The following is an 18,664-nucleotide window of genomic DNA, read 5'->3' on the forward strand; positions in this document are numbered from 1 at the left end:
ATCTGGTGTCCGGCGTTCGTCAGTGAGCCGGCAGACCACCGACGGCGACCGAGAGGCCGGGCACCTCGATGAACGACAACGAGCAGCACCGTGACGACGACTTCCTCGCCGAGCGGTTCGAGGCGTACCGGGGGCATCTGCGGGCCGTCGCCTTCCGGATGCTGGGCTCGGCCGCCGAGGCGGAGGACGCCGTGCAGGAGGCGTGGTTCCGGCTGAGCCGGTCCGACACCGGGGAGGTGGCCAACCTCGGGGGCTGGCTGACGACCGTCGTCGGCCGGGTCTGCCTCGACATGCTCCGTTCCCGCCGTTCCCGGGGCGAGCAGCCGCTGGAGAGCTGGCAGCCGGGATCCTCCGCCGAGCCGGACCCCGCGCAGGACGCCCTGCTCGCGGACTCGGTCGGGGTGGCGCTGCTGGTCGTCCTGGACACGCTCTCGCCGGCCGAGCGGCTGGCGTTCGTGCTGCACGATTTGTTCGGGGTGCCGTTCGAGGAGGTCGGCGGCATCCTCGGGCGCAGCCCGGCCGCCGCGCGGCAGCTGGCCAGCCGGGCGCGGCGCCGGGTGCGGGGTGCCCAGGCGCCGGAGGCCGACCTGGTACGGCAGCGGGAGGTCGTCGACGCCTTTCTGTCGGCGGCACGGGACGGTGACTTCGACGGGTTGCTGGCGGTGCTCGATCCGGACGTCGTGGCGCGCAGCGAGGTGGGTGTGACCGCCGGTGCGGTGCGGGTCGCCTCCGGTGCGAAAAGCTTCGCGCATCTCGCGCGCGTGGCGCACCCCGCGCTGGTCGACGGGGCGACGGGCCTGGTGGTGTACGCCGACGGTCGCCTGGAGCGGGCTCTGACGTTCACCTTCGTCGACGACCGCATCACGACCATCGACGTGCTGACGAACCCGGCCGACCTGTCGGCCCTGACCATCGAGCCCGTATGAAGCCCGCCTGCGCGCCGGTGTCACAGCTCCAGCACTCCCACCGTCTGCCCCCCGCTCGTCTCGCCGTTCTTCCGGAAGCCCAGGCGGAGGTAGAACTCCTCGGGGCCGTCCGGGCCGGGATGCCAGGTGACGTACATCTCCTTGCCGCCCCTGCGGCGGATCAGGTCGGCGACGGCGTCGACGGCATAGCGGCCGTACCCCCGCCCCTGTGCGTCGGCGGCGATGTTGAGGCGCCACAGGCCCGAGCGGTGCACGCTGCCGTCGCCGTGCCAGTCGATGCCGAGGAAGGCCATCAGAAAGCCGACCGGGCGGTCGCCGTCGACGATCAGGCGGGGCCAGGCGACGCCGGTGGGGCGGACGTACGCCTCGGCCAGGGACTTCACGACCGGCTCGACCGCGTGTTCCTGGTCGGGGCGGATCCGGATGCCGATCGCGGCGTCGAAGTTCGCGGGGGTGATTTCTTCCAGGCGAGGTGTCATCCGCGCAGAGTAGGAAAGAGGATCACCGCGCGGCCACGCATTATCGGATCACCGGCGCCCAGCCCGATCGCCGGCGCTCAGCCCAACTGCCGGTACCGACCGCGGAAGTACAGCAGCGGCCCGCCCTCCGCGCCCGGGACGTGCGCGGTCAGGACGCGGCCGATGACGAGGGTGTGGTCGCCCGCGGTCACCCGCTGCTCGGTGCGGCACTCCAGGGTGGCCAGCGCGCCGCCCACCAGCGGGGCGCCGGTGGCCTCGCCGCGGACGTAGGGGATGTCCTCGAAGAGCAGGCGGTCGCTGATACGGCCCTTCATCGCGAAGCGGCCCGCGATGTGCCGCTGGCTCTCGGTGAGCACCGACACCGCCCACAGGGGCTGTTCGTCGAGCAGGTCGTCCATGCGGGCGCCCGTGCGCAGGCTGACCAGGACCAGCGGCGGGTCGAGGGAGACCGACATGAAGGCGGTGGCGGTCATGCCGACGTCCTCCATGCCCGGCGAGCCCGGGTCGTCCGGGTCCAGCGGCGGCTCCTGCGCGGTCACCAGGACGACCCCGGCGGCCAGTCGGGACATCGCGGCCCGGAACTCGTCGTTGCTCACCCCCTCAGCATGCCCGGAAGCGGCGGTGGCGGTGGGTGAGGGAGTCTTCAGCACGCCGGAAACGCTAATCCCGGCTCCGCGCGAGCCGCATCGGGCCGTAGGCCGAGCAGGGTCCTAGGACCAGCGGACGAGAGGAACCGGGTTCAGTAAATGCACAGGCAAAACGCAGAAGCTCCACTCAATTGTTCACGTTCTTCTGTGACTTGAGTCACAAGAGGCAGGAATTGTTGACCCTGTGTACCGAGTGGGCAGCGCGCTGTGATTCAGTGGCGGGAGGTTGATAAAGAGCACCCTTGATTCGCTGCGAGGCCTCGGGGGGAGGGTAAGCATGGAGACCGAGTCGGAGCCGTATGTCCGTCTTGCGTCCCTGCGACAGCTGCACCAGGTCATGGCCGACATGAACACGGCACGCAGTCTGGCGGACACACTGCAGACCGTCGCCGACGGCGCCGTGGGCGCCCTCGGGTACGAGATGGCGTGCGTGAACCTCGTACGGCCCGACGGCGATCTCGTCGTCGCCGCGTTCTCCGGGAACTCCGCCGCCGAGGCCCTGATCACCGGCCGGGTCGGCTCCCGCGACTCCTGGGAGCGGCGGCTGAACATGGGCGAGCGCTGGGGCGACCTGGTCTTCATACCGCACACCGAGGGCTGGGTTCTCGACGACGACGACGTACCCCAGTGGTTCACGGACGGCCCCGCGCCGCGCTTCGAGGACGAGTGGCACCCCTCGGACCGCCTCTTCGCCCCCATGTACACGCCGGGCGTGCAGGGCGGCTCCTGCGGCGAGCTGCTCGGGGTGATCTCCGTCGACCGGCCGCGCAACGGCCGCCGGCCCGGCGCCTGGGGCCGCGAGGCCCTGCAGATGTACGCCTTCCAGGCCGCCATCGCGATCAGCAACGCCCGGCTGCGGGCCAACATGCAGCGCGCCCTGGTCCGCCTGGAGCGCGATCAGCAGGCCCTGCGGGCCAGTGAGGAATCCTTCCGGCAGGCGTTCGAGTACGCCCCCTCCGGCATGGCGATAGCCGAGATGGGCGGCGACCAGCACGGCCGCATCCTGCGCACCAACGACGCCCTGTGCCGCCTGCTCGGCCGCCCCGCGTCCGCGATGCGCCGCTACTCCTTCTCGGACCTCGTCCACCCCGAGGACATCGGCACGCTGCTGCGGACCTCGGCGGAGGGCGGCCGGGCGGAACTCCGCCTGGGCCGCCGCGACGGCACGTACGTCTGGGTGAGCCTGCGCAACAGCGTCGTCGCGGACGCCGCCGACGGCCCCCGTTTCCTCCTCACCCACGTCGAGGACATAGAGGAGCGCAAGCGCCGCGAGCTGCAGCTCGCCCACCGCGCCTCCCACGACTCCCTCACCGGCCTGCCGAACTCCGCCGAGCTGCGCTCACGCCTCGCGGCCCGGCTGTGCCGGCGCCCGGCGCACGCCGGTGAGCTGGAGTCCCTGGACGCGGCCTACGGCCACCCCGCCTTCGACGCCCCCGGCCACGGCTTCGACTTCCGGCCGGGCACGGAGGGCTACGACGCCTACGACCACCACGTCCACACGGTCGCCCCCGAGGACGAGCGCGACGACGGCACCAAGGGCCTCGCGGTGCTCTTCTGCGACCTCGACGGTTTCAAGTCGATCAACGACCGCTTCGGCCACAACGCGGGCGACGCGGTGTTGATCGAGGTCGCCCGACGCCTCACGCGCGGCGTCCGGGACGGCGACACGGTGGCCCGCCTCGGCGGCGACGAGTTCGTGATCCTCGCCGACGGCCTCGGCAAGGCCGACGCCCAGGACCTCGCCGTACGGCTGCGCAACGAGATCATCCAGCCGATCCGGGCCGAGGGCCGGGCCGTGCGGGTGGGCGCCAGCTTCGGCATCGGGTGGGCACACTGCGGCATGACTGCGGACGAAGTGTTGAAGTCAGCCGACGAGCGTATGTACGTAGAGAAACGATCTCGTCCCAAACAACATCGACGCGCCGGGTGAACCCCAGGTCAGCGAGGTGATGCGGTCTGAGTCACCCGTTTGGCCCAGCCAGAGCGGGTAGGCTCGCCTTTCCAGACCTGTACCGCATCCACCCGCACCCGCTGAGGAGACCTAGGGATGACGCCCGGCGAAAACGGCCCGAGCACGCCCGAGGACGACGACCCGTTCGGCTACCTGTACGCCGACGGCCAGGCCAGAGGCGCCCAGCCGCCGTCCGGCGGTTACGGCTACCCGGGTTCGGTCAGCAGGGTGCGCACGGTCGGCGAGCGCCAGTACGGCCAGCAGCCCAGCATCCCGCAGCAGCAGGGTGCCTACGGCCAGCCGAACGCCCACTACCAGGCCCCGGAGACCCTCCCCGGCGGCGCCCCGACCAGCCGCCAGCCGGTACCGCCCGCTCCCGGCCGCCGCGGCCCCAACACCAAGGGCCTGCTGATCGGCGCGATCGCGGTGGTCGCCGCGGTGGTCGTCGGCATCGGCGCCGCGATGCTCAACGGCAACGACGACAAGAAGAACAACAACCAGGCGGGCACGACCCCGACCCAGTCCCAGGGCCAGTCTCCGAGCCCGTCGGGGAGCAACTCGGCGGCGAGTGGCTCGATGCAGGCCGACGCCTCGGCGCTCACGCCGGCCGGCGGTGCGGCGAAGGCCTCGGACGTCAAGGGCGCGAGCTCCTCCGACGGCAGCTACATGGCGGGACTGAACACGCCCGGCTCCTCGCTCACCTGGACGGTCAACGCCCCGTCGGACGGCACGTACACCGTCTTCGTGTACTACAGCGTGGCCGGCCCCGACCAGTCGATGACGGTCAGCGTCAACGGCACCCCGTTCGGCAGCAAGCTGGACCTGCGGAACTACCGGCACGCCAAGGACGGCGACTTCGCCAACGGCTGGACCAGGACCTTTGTGTGGCCGACCCTGAAGCAGGGCTCCAACACCATCTCCATCTCCTGCGGCTCCGGAGACCAGTGCAACGCCCTGATCAGCAACGTCAAGCTGAAGCCGGGGCAGGTCAAGAAGGACGGCTAAGCCGCGCTGGCCACCCGGGCCACCGCCACCCGCCCCCGCAGCTCCTCGTACACCGCCGGGTCGAACTCGCCGGCGGCCGCGGACCGTACCGTCGCCGCCGACAAGGCGACCGCGCGGGCTAGGCGGTCTGGCCAGGGGAGGTTCTCCACCAGGCCCGACAGGAGGCCCGCCACCGCCGAGTCGCCCGCGCCCGTCGGGTTGCCGTGGAGGTGGGCCGGTGGGGTGGCGCGCCAGCGGCCTTCGGGGGTGACGGCCAGTAGGCCCTCCGCGCCCAGGGAGGCGACCACCGCGTGGGCGCCGCGGCGGCGGGCGTCCTGGGTGGCGCGCAACGGTTCGTGGGAGCCGGTGAGTTCGGCCAGTTCGTCGGCGTTGGGCTTGATGAGGTCGGGGCGGGCGGCCACCCCGCGGCGCAGGGGTTCGCCGCTGGTGTCCAGCAGCGCGGGGACGCCGTGGGTGCGGGCGGCCCGGACGAGGTTGGCATACGCGCCGACCGGCACGCCCGGCGGCAGGCTGCCGCACAGGGCCACTGCCGAGGCGCCGGGCAGTAGTTCCTCGTAGCGGTCCAGGAACGCGCCCCACTCGGTTGGCGCTATCTGCGGGCCCGGCTCGTTCAACTGGGTCGTATCACCCGAGAGTTCGTCCACGATCGCGATCGTGCGCCGACTCGCCCCGGTCACCGGAACCAGCGCGTCCGTGAGGCCGGCCGTGTCGGCCAGCCGGTCGTGTATCGCCCGTCCGGTCCCGTCGCCCGCGAAGCCCGTGACCGTCACCTCGTGCCCCAGCGCGGCCAGTACCCGGGCCACGTTCACGCCCTTGCCGCCGGGCCGCTCGATGACCTCCGAGACCCGGTGCGAGGTGTGCGGCCGCAGGGACCGTACGCGATAGGTGAGGTCGAGAGCGGTGTTCAGCGTGACCGTGAGGATCACCCCGGCCGACCTCCCTCAACATCCCTTGCGTGCGTCATCGCGCCCGTCATCGGTTTCCGGGGCCCGATCATGCCAAAGAGACGGCGGTCGGCCCAGTCACGAGTCGGCCGCCGTCCAGGGAAAAGACGGGCAGATCAGGCCAGTTGGGGCGGTACGACCATCCACTCGCCTTGCCGCATCACGCCCTGCACGTCGAAGTCCGCGTCCAGGAGGACCAGGTCCGCGTCCTTGCCCGGCTCCAGCGAGCCGATGCGGTCGGACAGGCCGAGGAGGCGGGCCGGGCCCGCGGACAGGGCCTGTACGGCGTCCTCGACCGAGAGCCGATCCACCGTCACCGCCCGCTTGAACGCGCGGTCCAGGGTCAGCGTGGAGCCCGCGATCGAGCCGCCCTCCACCAGCCGGGCCACCCCCTCGCTGACCTCGACCTCCAGCGGGCCGAGCATGTAACGCCCGTCGCCGATGCCCGCCGCGTCCATCGCGTCCGTGATGAAGGCGACGCGGGAGGCGCCCGCGTGGTGGAAGGCCAGCTCCAGGGCGGCGGGGTGGAGGTGTACGCCGTCGTTGATCAGCTCGACCGTGACCCGCTCGTCCTCCAGCAGGGCGGCGATGGGGCCCGGCGCCCGGTGGTTCAGGGTCGGCATGGCGTTGAACAGGTGGGTGGCGACCGTGGCGCCCGCGTCGATGGCCTCGACCGTCTGCTCGTACGTCGCGTCCGTGTGGCCGATCGCCGCGATGACGCCGTGCTCGGCGAGCAGCCGTACCGAATCGATGCCGCCCGGCAGCTCCGCGGCCAGCGTGACCATCGTCGCCCTGCCGCGCGCCGCGTCGATCAGCTTGCGCACCTCGGCCGGGTCCGGGTCGCGCAGCAGCTCCTCGGAGTGCGCGCCCTTGCGGCACGGCGAGATGAACGGCCCCTCGAAGTGGATGCCCGCGATGTCCCCCTGCTCGGCCAGCTCGCTCAGGAGCCCGGCCTGCCGGACCAGCAGGTCCATCTCGTCGGTCACCGTGGAGGCCACCAGGGTGGTGGTGCCGTGCAGGCGGTGCGTACGAATGGCCTTCAGCACGTCGTCGGCCGTACCGGAGAAGGAGGCACCGCCGCCGCCGTGGTTGTGGATGTCCACGAAGCCGGGGATCAGCCAGTGGCCGGTCACGTCGAGCACGTCGGCGCTCTCGGGAGCGACGGCCGCGATCTTCGTGCCCTCGACGACCACGCGCCCGTCGTCCACGACCCCGCCGGGCAGCACCACCCGAGCACCTGCGAGAACCAAGCTGGGAGCCATCAGGCGGTTACCTCCGAAGGGTCGGTGGGGTCGGTGGGGTTCGTGGGGTCGAGGTCGGTGGAGTCGAGCAGGTCGCGGGCCAGCAGGCCCGCGCCGAGGCAGCCGGCGGTGTCGCCGAGGGCGGCGGGCACGATGGTCGGCAGTTTCTGGAAGGTGACCCGCTGCCGGACGGCGTCCCGCAGCGGCTGGAACAACACTTCCCCCGCCTCGGCGAGACCGCCACCGACGATCAGGGTGCGCGGGTCCAGCAGGGTGAGCGCGGTGACCAGGCCGTCGGCGAGGGCGTCGACCGCCTCCCGCCAGACCCGGACGGCGTTCGGGTCACCGGACGCGACGGCCTTGGCGCAGTCGGCGGCGTCCGCGTCCGGGTCACCGCAGGCGGCCGCCCAGGCCTCGCTGACGGCGGACGCGGAGGCGTACCGCTCCAGGCAGCCGTGCTGCCCGCAGGGGCAGGGGATGCCGGACGGGCGTACGACGACGTGCCCGATCTCGCCGGCGAAGCCGTGCGCGCCCGCCTCCACCCGGCCGTCGATGCCGATGGCGCCCGCGATCCCGGTGCCGAGCGGCACGAACAGGAACCGGTCGGCGCCCTTGCCCGCGCCGATCCGGCCCTCGGCGAGGCCGCCGGTGCGCACGTCGTGGCCGAGGGCGACGGGGATGCCGAGCCGTTCGGTCAGCAGCGCGCGCAGTGGTACGTCCCGCCAGCCGAGGTTGGCGGCGTAGGAGGCGATGCCCTGTTCCTCGTCGACGATGCCGGGGACCGCTATGCCCGCTGCGGCGGCGGCCTCGCCGTAGCGCTCCGCGCCGTAGGCGTGCAGCTCGGCGGCGAAGCCGAGGATCGTCTCGACCACCGCGTCCGGTCCGCGCTCGCGTCCGGTGGCGCGGCGGGCGCGGTGGAGCAGCTCGCCGTCGTCGCCGACGAGGGCGGCCTTCATCCCGGTACCGCCCACGTCCAGGGCGATGACATGTCTCACCACAGCACCTAGTGTGGCCCCCCACCCGGGAGAGGTCTAGTCCACTCACGTGGTGTAGACCTTATGTGTCCATATATTGAACGGTCAGACAGCAGGGTTGGGGCTTTGACGGTGCGTCGGCGTACGGCAGGAACGATCGCGGTGGTGTCCGCACTGGGCATGACGGCGGTCCTCGGCGGCTGCGGGAGTACGGGCTCCTCCGACGTCACACTGAGACTCGTCGCCGCCGACTACGGCGACTCCCCGGCCAACAGCTCCAAGAAGTACTGGGACACCCTGGTCAAGGAGTACGAGTCCAAGCACCCCGGCGTGAAGATCGACGTCAGCGTGTACTCCTGGAACGACGTCGACGCCAAGGTCAAGGACATGGTCGCCGCGGGCCACGCCCCCGACCTGGCCCAGATCGGCGCCTACGCCGACTACGCGGCCGCCGGCAAGCTCTACCCGGCCTCCGACCTGCTCTCCATCCGCACCCAGGCCGACTTCCTCTCCCAGCTCTCCGAGGCCGGGCAGTGGAACCACACGCAGTACGGCATCCCCTTCGCCGCCTCCACGCGCGTGCTCTTCTACAACAAGACCCTGTTCGCCAAGGCCGGCATCACCCCGCCCACCACCTGGGACGAGCTGGCCGCCGACGCCAAGGCGCTCAAGGACAAGGGCGTGAAGTACCCCTACGCGCTGCCGCTCGGCCCCGAGGAGGCCCAGGCCGAGACCATGCAGTGGCTGCTCAGCGGCGCCTCCGGCAGCAACGACGGCAACGGCTACACCGACGGCATCGGCACCTACACCATCGACTCGGCGCCGAACGTCCAGACCTTCACGTGGCTCAGGGACGACCTGGTCGGCAAGGGCCTGACCGGCCCGGTCGCCCCCGGCAAGCTGAACCGCGCGGACGCCTTCTCCGCGTTCGCCGCCGGCCAGGTCGGCATGCTCAACGGGCACCCGACGCTGATCCAGCAGGCCGAGAGCAAGGGCGTGAAGTTCGGCATGGTGCCGATGCCGGGCCGGGACGGCAAGGCCAGGGCCTCGATGGGCGTCGCCGACTGGATGATGGCCTTCAAGCAGAACGGGCACCGCGACCAGATCGGCGACTTCCTCAACTTCGCCTACTCCGAGAAGAACGTCCTCGACTTCTCCCGCGAGTACGGCCTGCTGCCGGTCACCGGCTCCGCCTCCACCGCGATGAGCGACTCGGACGCCGCCCCCGACAAGGCGCTGCACCCCTTCCTCGACCAGCTGCCGACCTCCGAGCTGTATCCGGTCGGCAAGACCTCCTGGGCGTCGGTCAGCGCGGCCGTGAAGCAGGACATAGGCCAGGCCGTCGAGCCCGGCGGCAGCCCGGCCGGCGTCCTGTCCCGCATCCAGGCGACGGCGACGGCGGCGGACAGCAGCAGCAGGAGCTGAGCCGTCTGTCAGTGCCCGGCGCTACGGTTCTTCCATGGAACTCGGCCCCCGCGAACAAGCCATCCTCGCCCTGGAGCGCCGCGGCTTCCCCGGCCCCGGCGCGAAGGAACGAGCGATACGCGAGCAACTGGGCCTGTCCCCGGTCCGCTACTACCAGCTCCTCAACGCCTTGCTGGACGACGAGAGAGCACTGGCGGCGGACCCGGTCACGGTGAACCGTCTGCGGAGGGTACGGGACTCCCGGCGAACGGAGCGCTGAGTCGAGGCGGGGTCCAGGGGCGGAGCCCCTGGAGTGCAGGAGTGATACCGGCCGGCGCTGGATAGTGTCGCCGTATGGACCCTCTGCCGACCCCGCAGACCCAACCCGGCCGGGACGGACTGGCCGCCCTCCTGGCGAAGCCGACCGCGGCGATCGTCGGACTCGACTTCGACGGCACGCTGGCCCCCATCGTCGCCGACCCCGAACAGGCCCGCGCCCACCCCGAGGCCGTACCCGCGCTCGCGGCCCTGGCGCCCAAGGTCGCCTCCGTCGCCGTGATCACCGGCCGCCCCGCCGGAGTCGCCGTACGGTACGGCGGCTTCGCCGGCGTCCCCGGCCTGGGGCACCTGACCGTCCTCGGCCACTACGGCGCCGAACGCTGGGACGCGGCCACCGGCACCGTCACCGCCCCCGCCCCGCATCCCGGCGTCGAGGCGGTCCGCGCCGAGCTGCCGGGCGTACTGGACCGCGCCGGCGCCTGGCACGGCACCTGGATCGAGGAGAAGGGCCGGGCGGTCGCGGTGCACACCCGCCGCGCCGACGACCCGCAGGCCGCGTTCGACGCCCTGCGCGGCCCCCTCACCGACCTCGCCGCCCGCCACGGCCTGATCGTGGAACCCGGCCGCATGGTCCTGGAACTGCGCCCGCCGGGCATGGACAAGGGCGTGGCGCTCGGCGAGTACGTCCGCAAGACCGGCGCCGAGTCGGTCCTCTACGCCGGCGACGACCTGGGCGACCTCCCCGCCTTCGACGCCGTCGACGAACTCCGCTCCGAAGGCGTCCCCGGCCTCCTGGTCTGCAGCGGCAGCACGGAGGTCACGGAACTGGCGGAACGAGCGGACGTGGTGGTCGACGGCCCCGCCGGCGTCGTACACCTCCTGCGGGCGCTGGCCGCTCAGCTGGACTGAAGTTCCCTGAGCGCCCGCAGCTGCTCCAGGAACCACTGGGCGGGCGGCAGCGCGGTGGCGGCCGCGGCGAGCCTCTTCGACCGCTCCGCGCGCTCCCCGTCCGGCATGCCCAGCGCCTCGTGCAGGGCCCGCGCGGTCTCCAGCACGTCGTACGGGTTCACCACGAGCGCGTCGGCGCGCAGCTCCTCGTACGCCCCCGCCTCCCGGGACAGCACCAGTGCGCAGCCGTGGTCGGAGACGAGCGGGATCTCCTTGGCGACCAGGTTCATGCCGTCCCGGATGGGGTTGACCAGGGCCACGTCGGCGAGCCGGTACGCGGCCAGGGAGCGCGCGAAGTCGTCCTTGACGTGCAGCACGACCGGGGTCCAACCGGGCGTCCCGTACTGCGCGTTGATCTCCTCGGCCACCCGCTGCACCTCGGCGGTGTAGTCCCGGTACACGGCCAGGTCCTGCCGCGACGGATACGCGAACGCGACGTGCACCACCCGCTCACGCCACTCGGGGTGCTCCTCCAGCAGCTGCCGGTACGCCAGCAGCCCGCGCACGATGTTCTTGGACAGCTCGGTGCGGTCGACGCGCACGACGGTCTTCCGCCCCTCGCCGATCTCCTCCCGCAGCGCCGCCATCCGCTCGTCCACATCCGGCTCATGGGCCCGTTCGCGCAGGAAGTCGCCGTCCGCGCCCAGTCCGTGCACCCCGATCGCCGTATCGGCGAGGCTCCCGGGACCCAGTACCGCCGTGCAGCACGCCGTGAACGCGTCCGCCCACCGCCGGGTCAGGAACGCCGCCCGGTCCGCGCCCAGCATGCCCTTCAGCAACTGGGCCGCGATGTCGTCGGGCAGCAGCCCGAAGTACTCCGGCGGCGCCCACGGCGTGTGCGAGAAGTGGCCGATCCGCAGGTCGGGGCGGAGTGCGCGGAGCATCCCGGGGACCAGGCACAGGTGGTAGTCCTGCACCAGGACCGCCGCCCCCTCGGCCGCCTCCTCGGCCAGCGCCTCGGCGAAGGCCCGGTTGTAGGCCTCGTACGCCGCCCACTGCCGGCGGAATTCCGCGTCGAAGACCGGCTCCAGCGGGGTCTGGTACAGCATGTGGTGGACGAACCAGAGCACGGAGTTGGCGATGCCGTTGTAGGCGTCGGCGTGCACCGCCGCGTCGATGTCGAGCATCCGCACCCGCTGGCCGCCGGTGTCCTCGGTCGGCAGCAGCCCGCCGTCCGCCCGCCGCACGGCCTCCCGGTCGCCGTCACCGAGCGCCGCGCACACCCATACGGCATGGGCGTCCGCCCCGATGGCCGACAGCCCCGAGACCAGCCCGCCCCCGCCCCGCTTGGCGCGCAGCGAGCCGGCCCCCTCGTCGCCCACCGTGTACGAAACCGGCCCGCGATTGCTCGCGACCAGCACCCGAGCTCTCTCAGCAGCACCCTGCGTGGAAGCCATGGTCCTCAACCTAGGGCCTGCCCGGCGGATCTTGCCAGAGACGCGGGGGCTGGCACGCACATCTGCCGCGTTGTCGTCGGTCGCCGATGCTCCGCATCGACTCCCTCCTCCGCCTTGCAGCTGCACGCACCAGCCCCCGCTCACCTGTGCTGGTCAGGGACCGTCGGTTTCCTCGGGCCAGATCCGCCGGGCAGGCCCTAGCCCGGCCCGGAAACGCTCAAACGTACGGCTGCCTCCGCTGCCCGCGGCCGTATACGAACTCAAGCCACCCGGCGTTCGGCGTACTCCGCGATCTCCAGCATCGGTGGCCGTTCCTCGGTGTCCACCGAGTACGTGCGTGGCTCGAAACCGTCCTCGCCGCGTTCGAACTGGGTGAGGGAGGGGCGGACGAGGTGCCCGCGGGCCAGCCGGAGCTGGGCCGTGCGGTAGATGGCGGCGGCCATCCGGCCGAGGGCCTGCCCGTCCTGGTGCCGGTGCTTGCGCACGCCCACGTCCACCTGGGCCAGCGCATCCAGCCCCACCAGGTGCAGGGCGTCCACCAGCATGCCCAGCTCGACGCCGTAGCCGACGGGGAAGGGGAGCTGTTCCAGCAGGCTGCGCCGGGCCGCGTACTCCCCGCCGAGCGGCTGGACGAATCCCGCGAGCTGCGGCCAGTGCATGTTCAGCAGCGGGCGGGCCATCAGTTCGGTGACCCGGCCGCCCTGACCGGCGGCCCCGGCGAGCGGACGGTCGTACATCGCCTTGACCAGGTCCACGCCCGGCTCGGTGAGCAGCGGGCCCACGATCCCGGAGACGAAGTCGGAGGAGAACTCCCTCAGGTCGGCGTCGATGAAACAGAGGATGTCCCCGGTGGTGACCAGGAGGGAGCGCCAGAGCACCTCACCCTTTCCGGGGACCGCCGGGAGGCGCGGCAGGATCTCGTCCCGGTGAACCACCCGCGCGCCCGCGGCGGCGGCGATCGCGGAGGTGCGGTCGGTGGAGCCGGAGTCGACGACGACGATCTCGTCGACGAGCGGGACCTGCTCCACGAGGTCGTGACGGATGACCGCGACGATGTCGCCGACCGTCTCCTCCTCGTTGAGCGCGGGCAGCACGACGCTGACCGTCTGGCCGGTGCGCTGCTTGGCGGACAGGATCCGGTGGAGCGGGCGATCGGTCACGGACCAGGAGCGGGTGGCCAGCCAGCGCTCGACTTCTTCCAGCACGGTCTGCGACTCCTCACTGTTCGTGATCGCACGGGCTGCACCGTGTGATCCATCTCGCGGTTCGGACGACTATCTCAACTGTCCTGGCCTTCGGTTACAGTCTTGAACAACGCCGATGACCATCGCATGTCGAGGGTCAACGTGCGCACACAACCGCATACCGCTCATCCAGAGGGGCAGAGGGACACGGCCCGATGAAGCCCCGGCAACCCTCCAGTCGGTACTCGTCTTCGCAGCGAGGCTCCCGGCTAGGGAAGGTGCCAAATCCGTCTCACGGCGAGATGCGTCGTGAGGAAGATGAGGAGAAAGGGCCTCGCCTCCATGGCTGTGCAGACAGTTGCAAGCACCTCCACTCCCACCGTCGACCTCGGTCCCGCCGCGGCCCTGAGCTGTCGCGAGTGCGGTCACCGCGTCCCGCTCGGCCCGGTCTTCGCCTGCGAGGAGTGTTTCGGCCCGCTGGAGATCGCCTACGACTTCTCCGCCTACGACACCGAGGAGCTGCGCCGCCGCATCGAGGCCGGCCCGGCGAACATCTGGCGGTACGCCCCGCTGCTGCCCGTCCCGGCCGACGTGGCCGACAAGCCGAACCTGAACCCGGGCTGGACCCACCTCGTCAGGGCCGACAACCTGGCCCGTGAACTCGGCGTCACCGGCGGCCTGTTCATCAAGGACGACTCCGGAAACCCGACGCACTCCTTCAAGGACCGCGTCGTCGCCCAGGCCCTGGAGGCCGCCCGCGCCTTCGGCTTCACCACCCTGTCCTGCTCCTCCACCGGCAACCTCGCCGGTGCCGTCGGCGCCGCCGCGGCCCGCGCCGGCTTCCGCTCCTGCGTGTTCATCCCGCACGACCTGGAGCAGGGCAAGGTCGTCATGGCTGCGGTGTACGGCGGCGAGCTCGTCGGCATCGAGGGCAACTACGACGACGTGAACCGCTTCTGTTCCGAGCTGATCGGCGACCCGGCCGGCGAGGGCTGGGGCTTCGTCAACGTCAACCTGCGGCCGTACTACGCGGAGGGCTCCAAGACCCTCGCGTACGAGATCTGCGAGCAGCTCGGCTGGCGGCTGCCGGACCAGATCGTGGTGCCGATCGCCTCCGGCTCCCAGCTCACGAAGATCGACAAGGGTCTGCAGGAGCTGATCAAGCTGGGTCTGGTCGAGGACAAGCCGTACAAGATCTTCGGCGCGCAGGCCGAGGGCTGCTCGCCGGTGTCCACCGCCTTCAAGGCCGGGCACGACGTCGTACGCCCGCAGAAGCCGAACACCATCGCCAAGTCCCTCGCCATCGGCAACCCGGCCGACGGGCCGTACGTCCTGGACATCGCGCGCCGCACCGGTGGTGCCGTGGAGGACGTGACGGACGAGGAAGTGGTCGACGCCATCAGGCTGCTCGCCCGTACCGAGGGCATCTTCGCGGAGACGGCGGGCGGTGTGACGGTCGGCGTCACGCGCAAGCTGGTCGAGGCCGGTGTGCTGGACCCGACGAAGACCACGGTCGTCCTCAACACGGGTGACGGCCTGAAGACGCTGGACGCGGTGGCCGACACGGGGCTCACCGCCACCATCCGCCCGACCCTGGACTCCTTCCGAGAGGCTGGCCTCGCATGAGCGTGACCGTTCGCATCCCCACCATCCTGCGCACCTACACCGGTGGCCAGGCCGAGGTCAGTGCCCAGGGCGCGACCCTCGCCGAGGTCATCGCCGACCTGGAGAAGAACCACACCGGGATCGCCGCCCGCGTCCTGGACGACCAGGGCAAGCTGCGCCGGTTCGTGAATGTCTACGTCAATGACGACGACGTCCGCTTCGAGCAGGGCCTGGAGACCGCCACCCCGGACGGCGCAGGTGTCTCCATCATTCCGGCGGTCGCCGGCGGCTGATCGTTACCTTAGGTAACTGCGGTTACTGATTGTTCATTGAATTGCCCCCTCCGTAAGAGAAGCGGAGGGGGCAATTCTGCGTGATTGAGCGCGGTACAGTTGGGGAACCTGGTCGCGGTCTTCGGGTCGCGAGCCCTGGATTCATGCCGCAACACTCGATAAGAAGCAGCCAAACTGCGCGGGTTTTATGCGGCTTTTGTGGCGTTTGCGGGGCCCGACTTGCCCGGAATTCAGACGAATTCTCGCCACATTCCGGACCGTTCCCGTCCAGAATTCTCGTCCGATTGACCTGTTGCAGACGGCAGTTGGACAGATACATTCAGCCGCGGTCGACGCGTTCCGGCGCACGCCCCCGTCCGATGGGGGGTGAGGTCTGACCCGGATCCGCGAAGTGTGGATCTGTGCAAGGGCCAGTAATAGGGGAGTTAGGCATGGCTCAGGGCACCGTCAAGTGGTTCAACGCGGAGAAGGGGTACGGCTTCATCGCGGTCGACGGTGGTGCGGATGTTTTCGTCCACTACAGCGCGATCCAGATGGACGGTTACCGCACCCTGGAAGAGGGGCAGCGGGTCGACTTCGAGATCTCGCAGGGCCAGAAGGGCCCGCAGGCGGACATGGTCCGGCTGGCGACCAGCTGAAGCACGCGTCGACTGACAGCGACGTTCTTCTGTTCATCTTCGAAGGGCCCGTACCTCCTGGGGTACGGGCCCTTCGTCGTGCCCGCCGCCCCCTGTTCGCGCGCGGCTGAGCGCCCCCACCGGCATGCCCGAGGCGCTTGCACTCGAGGGTGCCGAGTGCTAATCATTGGCGTTAGCACTCTGAAGGTGAGAGTGACAAAGAAGGACCGGGTCGGTGAGGCCCGCAGGCCAAGTGGGGCAAGGAACCACGAGGCCGGCGAGCCGTCCGTCGCGGGCGCGGGCGCGGTCCGAAGGAATCACCCCCAGTCCTGGAGGGACCACTTCACATGGCCAAGATCATCGCGTTCGACGAGGAGGCGCGGCGCGGCCTCGAGCGCGGCATGAACCAGCTCGCGGACGCCGTCAAGGTGACGCTCGGCCCCAAGGGCCGCAACGTCGTCCTCGAGAAGAAGTGGGGCGCCCCCACGATCACCAACGATGGTGTCTCCATCGCCAAGGAGATCGAGCTCGAGGACCCGTACGAGAAGATCGGCGCCGAGCTGGTCAAGGAAGTCGCGAAGAAGACGGACGACGTAGCCGGTGACGGCACGACGACCGCGACCGTCCTGGCCCAGGCCCTGGTCAAGGAAGGCCTCCGCAACGTCGCCGCCGGTGCCAACCCGATGGCCCTGAAGCGCGGTATCGAGAAGGCCGTCGAGGCCGTCTCCGCCGCCCTGCTGGAGCAGGCGAAGGACGTCGAGACCAAGGAGCAGATCGCCTCCACCGCGTCCATCTCCGCCGCCGACACCCAGATCGGCGAGCTGATCGCCGAGGCCATGGACAAGGTCGGCAAGGAAGGCGTCATCACCGTCGAGGAGAGCAACACCTTCGGCCTCGAGCTCGAGCTCACCGAGGGCATGCGCTTCGACAAGGGCTACATCTCCGCCTACTTCGCGACCGACATGGAGCGCATGGAGGCGTCGCTCGAGGACCCGTACATCCTCATCGCGAACTCCAAGATCGGCTCCGTCAAGGACCTGCTCCCGCTGCTGGAGAAGGTCATGCAGTCGGGCAAGCCGCTGCTGATCATCGCCGAGGACGTCGAGGGCGAGGCCCTGTCGACCCTGGTCGTGAACAAGATCCGCGGCACCTTCAAGTCCGTCGCCGTCAAGGCCCCGGGCTTCGGCGACCGCCGCAAGGCCATGCTCGGCGACATCGCCATCCTCACGGGCGGCGAGGTCATCTCCGAGGAGGTCGGCCTCAAGCTGGAGAACGCGACCCTGGACCTCCTGGGCCGCGCCCGCAAGGTCGTCATCACCAAGGACGAGACCACCATCGTCGACGGTGCCGGCTCCTCGGAGCAGGTCAACGGCCGCGTGAACCAGATCCGCGCCGAGATCGAGAACAGCGACTCGGACTACGACCGCGAGAAGCTGCAGGAGCGCCTGGCGAAGCTCGCCGGCGGTGTCGCGGTCATCAAGGCCGGTGCCGCCACCGAGGTGGAGCTCAAGGAGCGCAAGCACCGCATCGAGGACGCCGTGCGCAACGCCAAGGCGGCCGTCGAGGAGGGCATCGTCGCCGGTGGTGGCGTGGCCCTGCTGCAGGCCTCGGGCGTCTTCGAGAAGCTGGAGCTGGAGGGTGACGAGGCGACCGGCGCCAACGCCGTGCGCATCGCGCTCGAGGCCCCGCTGAAGCAGATCGCCGTCAACGGTGGTCTCGAGGGTGGCGTCGTCGTGGAGAAGGTGCGCAACCTGGCCGTCGGCCACGGTCTGAACGCCGCCACGGGTGAGTACGTCGACATGATCGCCGAGGGCATCATCGACCCGGCGAAGGTGACCCGTTCCGCGCTGCAGAACGCCGCCTCCATCGCCGCGCTGTTCCTCACCACCGAGGCCGTCATCGCCGACAAGCCGGAGAAGGCCGCGGCCCCGGCCGGCGGCGGCATGCCGGGCGGTGACATGGACTTCTGATCGACCTGACGGTTGATCGCCTGTCCTACGGACCGAGGGCGGTACGTCCAGCTTCTGGCTGGGGGTGCCGCCCTCGGGCGTTTGTCGAGGTCAGTCGGCGTAGTCCTTGAGTTCCTCCGTGTCCAGGGTGATGCTCACCGGCGGCGGAAGTTCGACGGTGGCGCCCCAGGAGTGGGACTGGGACTGCTGGTAGCGGCCGTCCTTGGGCTCGCTGTAGACGACGACGGTGTTGTTGTCACGGTCGATGAGGAGGTAGACGGGGATGTCGGCCGCTCCATAGCCGACGGGCTTGTCGATACGGTCGCGCTGGTTGGTGTCGCGGTCGTGAGAGGTGATCTCCACGGCCATGAGGGCGCCGTCGGCCGGGGACCAGTTGCCGTGTCCCTTGAAGTGGCCCCTGGGCGCGAGAAAGCCGTCCGTGATAGAGCGGCCCTTACGGTATGCCTCGGTCTTGACACCTCGTTCGGGCACGAGGTTCAGCTCGGGGCGCTGCTGCATGCACTGACGGAGCAGCCACATGAAGATCTCGCAGTGGTTGCCGTCCGGCATGGCCTTTACTACTACCTTTCCGTTGATGTACTCAAGCCGCACGGTTTCGGGGGCCACCGCGGCCAGCTCCTCGAACTCCTCGACGTCGAGCGGCCCGTGCCTCACACACAGCCGCCCGCCGAGGAACTCCAGCCGGTTCCGCAGTTCCCTCGGAGCCCTGCGGACGAGTTCCTCGAAGTCCTCGACGGACATCTGCGGGCGTTCTTCGGTGTCAGGGGTCATGGCGTCGCCTCCTCCCCTCCATCGTGCCC

General features: G+C 70.6%; 18 protein-coding genes and 1 riboswitch. Of the genes, 10 read left to right on the plus strand and 8 right to left on the minus strand.

Annotated elements, in window-relative coordinates; translation table 11 throughout:
- The first annotated feature begins 68 nt into the window (after nucleotides 1-68).
- Nucleotides 69-926 (plus strand): sigma-70 family RNA polymerase sigma factor, encoded by an 858-nt coding sequence (locus ACWC0C_RS00735; RefSeq protein WP_450860559.1) that lies wholly within the window; start codon nucleotides 69-71, stop codon nucleotides 924-926.
- A gap of 20 nt (nucleotides 927-946) precedes the next feature.
- Here ACWC0C_RS00735 and ACWC0C_RS00740 read toward each other — a convergent pair whose 3' ends face one another.
- Together ACWC0C_RS00740 and ACWC0C_RS00745 are read right to left on the minus strand one after the other, a co-directional pair.
- The gene (locus ACWC0C_RS00740; protein WP_450860560.1) at nucleotides 947-1,405 is read right to left on the minus strand and encodes a GNAT family N-acetyltransferase; all 459 of its coding nucleotides are present in this window, start codon (nucleotides 1,403-1,405) and stop codon (nucleotides 947-949) included.
- Nucleotides 1,406-1,482: 77 nt separating this feature from the next.
- The gene (locus ACWC0C_RS00745) at nucleotides 1,483-2,055 is read right to left on the minus strand and encodes a flavin reductase family protein (RefSeq protein ID WP_449197650.1); all 573 of its coding nucleotides are present in this window, start codon (nucleotides 2,053-2,055) and stop codon (nucleotides 1,483-1,485) included.
- A gap of 274 nt (nucleotides 2,056-2,329) precedes the next feature.
- Between ACWC0C_RS00745 and cdgB the strand changes: the two genes are divergently transcribed.
- Both cdgB and ACWC0C_RS00755 read left to right on the plus strand, forming a co-directional pair.
- A complete protein-coding gene (gene cdgB, locus ACWC0C_RS00750) occupies nucleotides 2,330-3,982 on the plus strand; it encodes a diguanylate cyclase CdgB (protein ID WP_450860562.1) in 1,653 nt (550 codons plus the stop codon).
- A 117-nt stretch (nucleotides 3,983-4,099) separates the two neighbouring features.
- Nucleotides 4,100-5,008 (plus strand): carbohydrate-binding protein, encoded by a 909-nt coding sequence (locus ACWC0C_RS00755; protein ID WP_450860564.1) that lies wholly within the window; start codon nucleotides 4,100-4,102, stop codon nucleotides 5,006-5,008.
- Here ACWC0C_RS00755 and ACWC0C_RS00760 read toward each other — a convergent pair.
- From ACWC0C_RS00760 to ACWC0C_RS00770, 3 genes are all read right to left on the minus strand, one after another.
- On the minus strand, nucleotides 5,005-5,934 hold the full coding sequence (locus ACWC0C_RS00760) for a 1-phosphofructokinase family hexose kinase (protein WP_450860566.1): 930 nt from the start codon (nucleotides 5,932-5,934) through the stop codon (nucleotides 5,005-5,007). The genes ACWC0C_RS00755 and ACWC0C_RS00760 overlap by 4 nt on opposite strands.
- Before the next feature lie 134 nt (nucleotides 5,935-6,068).
- A complete protein-coding gene (nagA, locus tag ACWC0C_RS00765; protein WP_450860568.1) occupies nucleotides 6,069-7,214 on the minus strand; it encodes an N-acetylglucosamine-6-phosphate deacetylase in 1,146 nt (381 codons plus the stop codon).
- Nucleotides 7,214-8,188 carry an ROK family protein gene (locus tag ACWC0C_RS00770; RefSeq protein WP_450861118.1) on the minus strand — a complete coding sequence of 325 codons (975 nt, stop codon included), beginning with the start codon at nucleotides 8,186-8,188 and terminating at the stop codon, nucleotides 7,214-7,216. Before ACWC0C_RS00770 ends, nagA begins: the two co-directional genes overlap by 1 nt.
- A 111-nt stretch (nucleotides 8,189-8,299) precedes the next feature.
- Here ACWC0C_RS00770 and ACWC0C_RS00775 point away from each other — a divergent pair, with 111 nt between their 5' ends.
- The 3 genes from ACWC0C_RS00775 (at nucleotide 8,300) to otsB (ending at nucleotide 10,759) form a co-directional block, all read left to right on the plus strand.
- Nucleotides 8,300-9,592 (plus strand): extracellular solute-binding protein, encoded by a 1,293-nt coding sequence (locus ACWC0C_RS00775; protein WP_450861120.1) that lies wholly within the window; start codon nucleotides 8,300-8,302, stop codon nucleotides 9,590-9,592.
- 34 nt (nucleotides 9,593-9,626) lie between these two features.
- On the plus strand, nucleotides 9,627-9,851 hold the full coding sequence (locus ACWC0C_RS00780) for a DUF3263 domain-containing protein (protein WP_449197655.1): 225 nt from the start codon (nucleotides 9,627-9,629) through the stop codon (nucleotides 9,849-9,851).
- Nucleotides 9,852-9,925: 74 nt separating this feature from the next.
- Nucleotides 9,926-10,759 carry a trehalose-phosphatase gene (otsB, locus tag ACWC0C_RS00785; protein ID WP_450860570.1) on the plus strand — a complete coding sequence of 278 codons (834 nt, stop codon included), beginning with the start codon at nucleotides 9,926-9,928 and terminating at the stop codon, nucleotides 10,757-10,759.
- On the opposite strand, the gene ACWC0C_RS00790 is transcribed toward otsB, so the two are convergent.
- Nucleotides 10,747-12,195: an alpha,alpha-trehalose-phosphate synthase (UDP-forming) gene (locus ACWC0C_RS00790; protein WP_450860572.1), complete on the minus strand. Its 1,449-nt coding sequence runs from the start codon at nucleotides 12,193-12,195 to the stop codon at nucleotides 10,747-10,749. The two genes, otsB and ACWC0C_RS00790, sit on opposite strands and share 13 nt — an antisense overlap.
- Before the next feature lie 260 nt (nucleotides 12,196-12,455).
- Complete coding sequence (locus ACWC0C_RS00795; RefSeq protein ID WP_449197658.1) at nucleotides 12,456-13,400, minus strand: glucosyl-3-phosphoglycerate synthase; 945 nt, start codon at nucleotides 13,398-13,400, stop codon at nucleotides 12,456-12,458.
- Nucleotides 13,401-13,561: 161 nt separating this feature from the next.
- A riboswitch (SAM riboswitch) is annotated at nucleotides 13,562-13,704 on the plus strand.
- A 17-nt stretch (nucleotides 13,705-13,721) separates the two neighbouring features.
- On the opposite strand from ACWC0C_RS00795, the gene thrC reads away from it, so the two are divergent.
- From thrC to groL, 4 genes are all read left to right on the plus strand, one after another.
- A complete protein-coding gene (gene thrC / locus ACWC0C_RS00800; protein ID WP_450860574.1) occupies nucleotides 13,722-15,005 on the plus strand; it encodes a threonine synthase in 1,284 nt (427 codons plus the stop codon).
- A complete protein-coding gene (locus ACWC0C_RS00805) occupies nucleotides 15,002-15,277 on the plus strand; it encodes a MoaD/ThiS family protein (RefSeq protein WP_449197660.1) in 276 nt (91 codons plus the stop codon). Before thrC ends, ACWC0C_RS00805 begins: the two co-directional genes overlap by 4 nt.
- A gap of 431 nt (nucleotides 15,278-15,708) precedes the next feature.
- Nucleotides 15,709-15,915: a cold-shock protein gene (locus ACWC0C_RS00810; protein WP_019057200.1), complete on the plus strand. Its 207-nt coding sequence runs from the start codon at nucleotides 15,709-15,711 to the stop codon at nucleotides 15,913-15,915.
- Between the two features lie 326 nt (nucleotides 15,916-16,241).
- Nucleotides 16,242-17,864 carry a chaperonin GroEL gene (gene groL, locus ACWC0C_RS00815; protein ID WP_449197661.1) on the plus strand — a complete coding sequence of 541 codons (1,623 nt, stop codon included), beginning with the start codon at nucleotides 16,242-16,244 and terminating at the stop codon, nucleotides 17,862-17,864.
- Nucleotides 17,865-17,954: 90 nt separating this feature from the next.
- Here the strand turns inward: groL and ACWC0C_RS00820 are convergent, their stop codons facing one another.
- On the minus strand, nucleotides 17,955-18,635 hold the full coding sequence (locus tag ACWC0C_RS00820) for a Uma2 family endonuclease (RefSeq protein ID WP_450860576.1): 681 nt from the start codon (nucleotides 18,633-18,635) through the stop codon (nucleotides 17,955-17,957).
- Between the last annotated feature and the right edge of the window lie 29 nt (nucleotides 18,636-18,664).

The sequence above is a fragment of the Streptomyces sp. NPDC001709 genome, assembly GCF_053596375.1.

Excerpts from the sequence above, each read along its gene's own strand:
- ACWC0C_RS00735 (WP_450860559.1), top strand. The coding sequence starts at position 69 with ATGAACGACAACGAGCAGCACCGTGACGACGACTTCCTCGCCGAGCGG.
- ACWC0C_RS00740 (WP_450860560.1), bottom strand. The coding sequence starts at position 1,405 with ATGACACCTCGCCTGGAAGAAATCACCCCCGCGAACTTCGACGCCGCG.
- cdgB (WP_450860562.1), top strand. The coding sequence starts at position 2,330 with ATGGAGACCGAGTCGGAGCCGTATGTCCGTCTTGCGTCCCTGCGACAG.
- ACWC0C_RS00755 (WP_450860564.1), top strand. The coding sequence starts at position 4,100 with ATGACGCCCGGCGAAAACGGCCCGAGCACGCCCGAGGACGACGACCCG.
- nagA (WP_450860568.1), bottom strand. The coding sequence starts at position 7,214 with ATGGCTCCCAGCTTGGTTCTCGCAGGTGCTCGGGTGGTGCTGCCCGGC.
- ACWC0C_RS00780 (WP_449197655.1), top strand. The coding sequence starts at position 9,627 with ATGGAACTCGGCCCCCGCGAACAAGCCATCCTCGCCCTGGAGCGCCGC.
- otsB (WP_450860570.1), top strand. The coding sequence starts at position 9,926 with ATGGACCCTCTGCCGACCCCGCAGACCCAACCCGGCCGGGACGGACTG.
- ACWC0C_RS00790 (WP_450860572.1), bottom strand. The coding sequence starts at position 12,195 with ATGGCTTCCACGCAGGGTGCTGCTGAGAGAGCTCGGGTGCTGGTCGCG.
- thrC (WP_450860574.1), top strand. The coding sequence starts at position 13,722 with ATGGCTGTGCAGACAGTTGCAAGCACCTCCACTCCCACCGTCGACCTC.
- ACWC0C_RS00805 (WP_449197660.1), top strand. The coding sequence starts at position 15,002 with ATGAGCGTGACCGTTCGCATCCCCACCATCCTGCGCACCTACACCGGT.
- ACWC0C_RS00810 (WP_019057200.1), top strand. The coding sequence starts at position 15,709 with ATGGCTCAGGGCACCGTCAAGTGGTTCAACGCGGAGAAGGGGTACGGC.
- groL (WP_449197661.1), top strand. The coding sequence starts at position 16,242 with ATGGCCAAGATCATCGCGTTCGACGAGGAGGCGCGGCGCGGCCTCGAG.
- ACWC0C_RS00820 (WP_450860576.1), bottom strand. The coding sequence starts at position 18,635 with ATGACCCCTGACACCGAAGAACGCCCGCAGATGTCCGTCGAGGACTTC.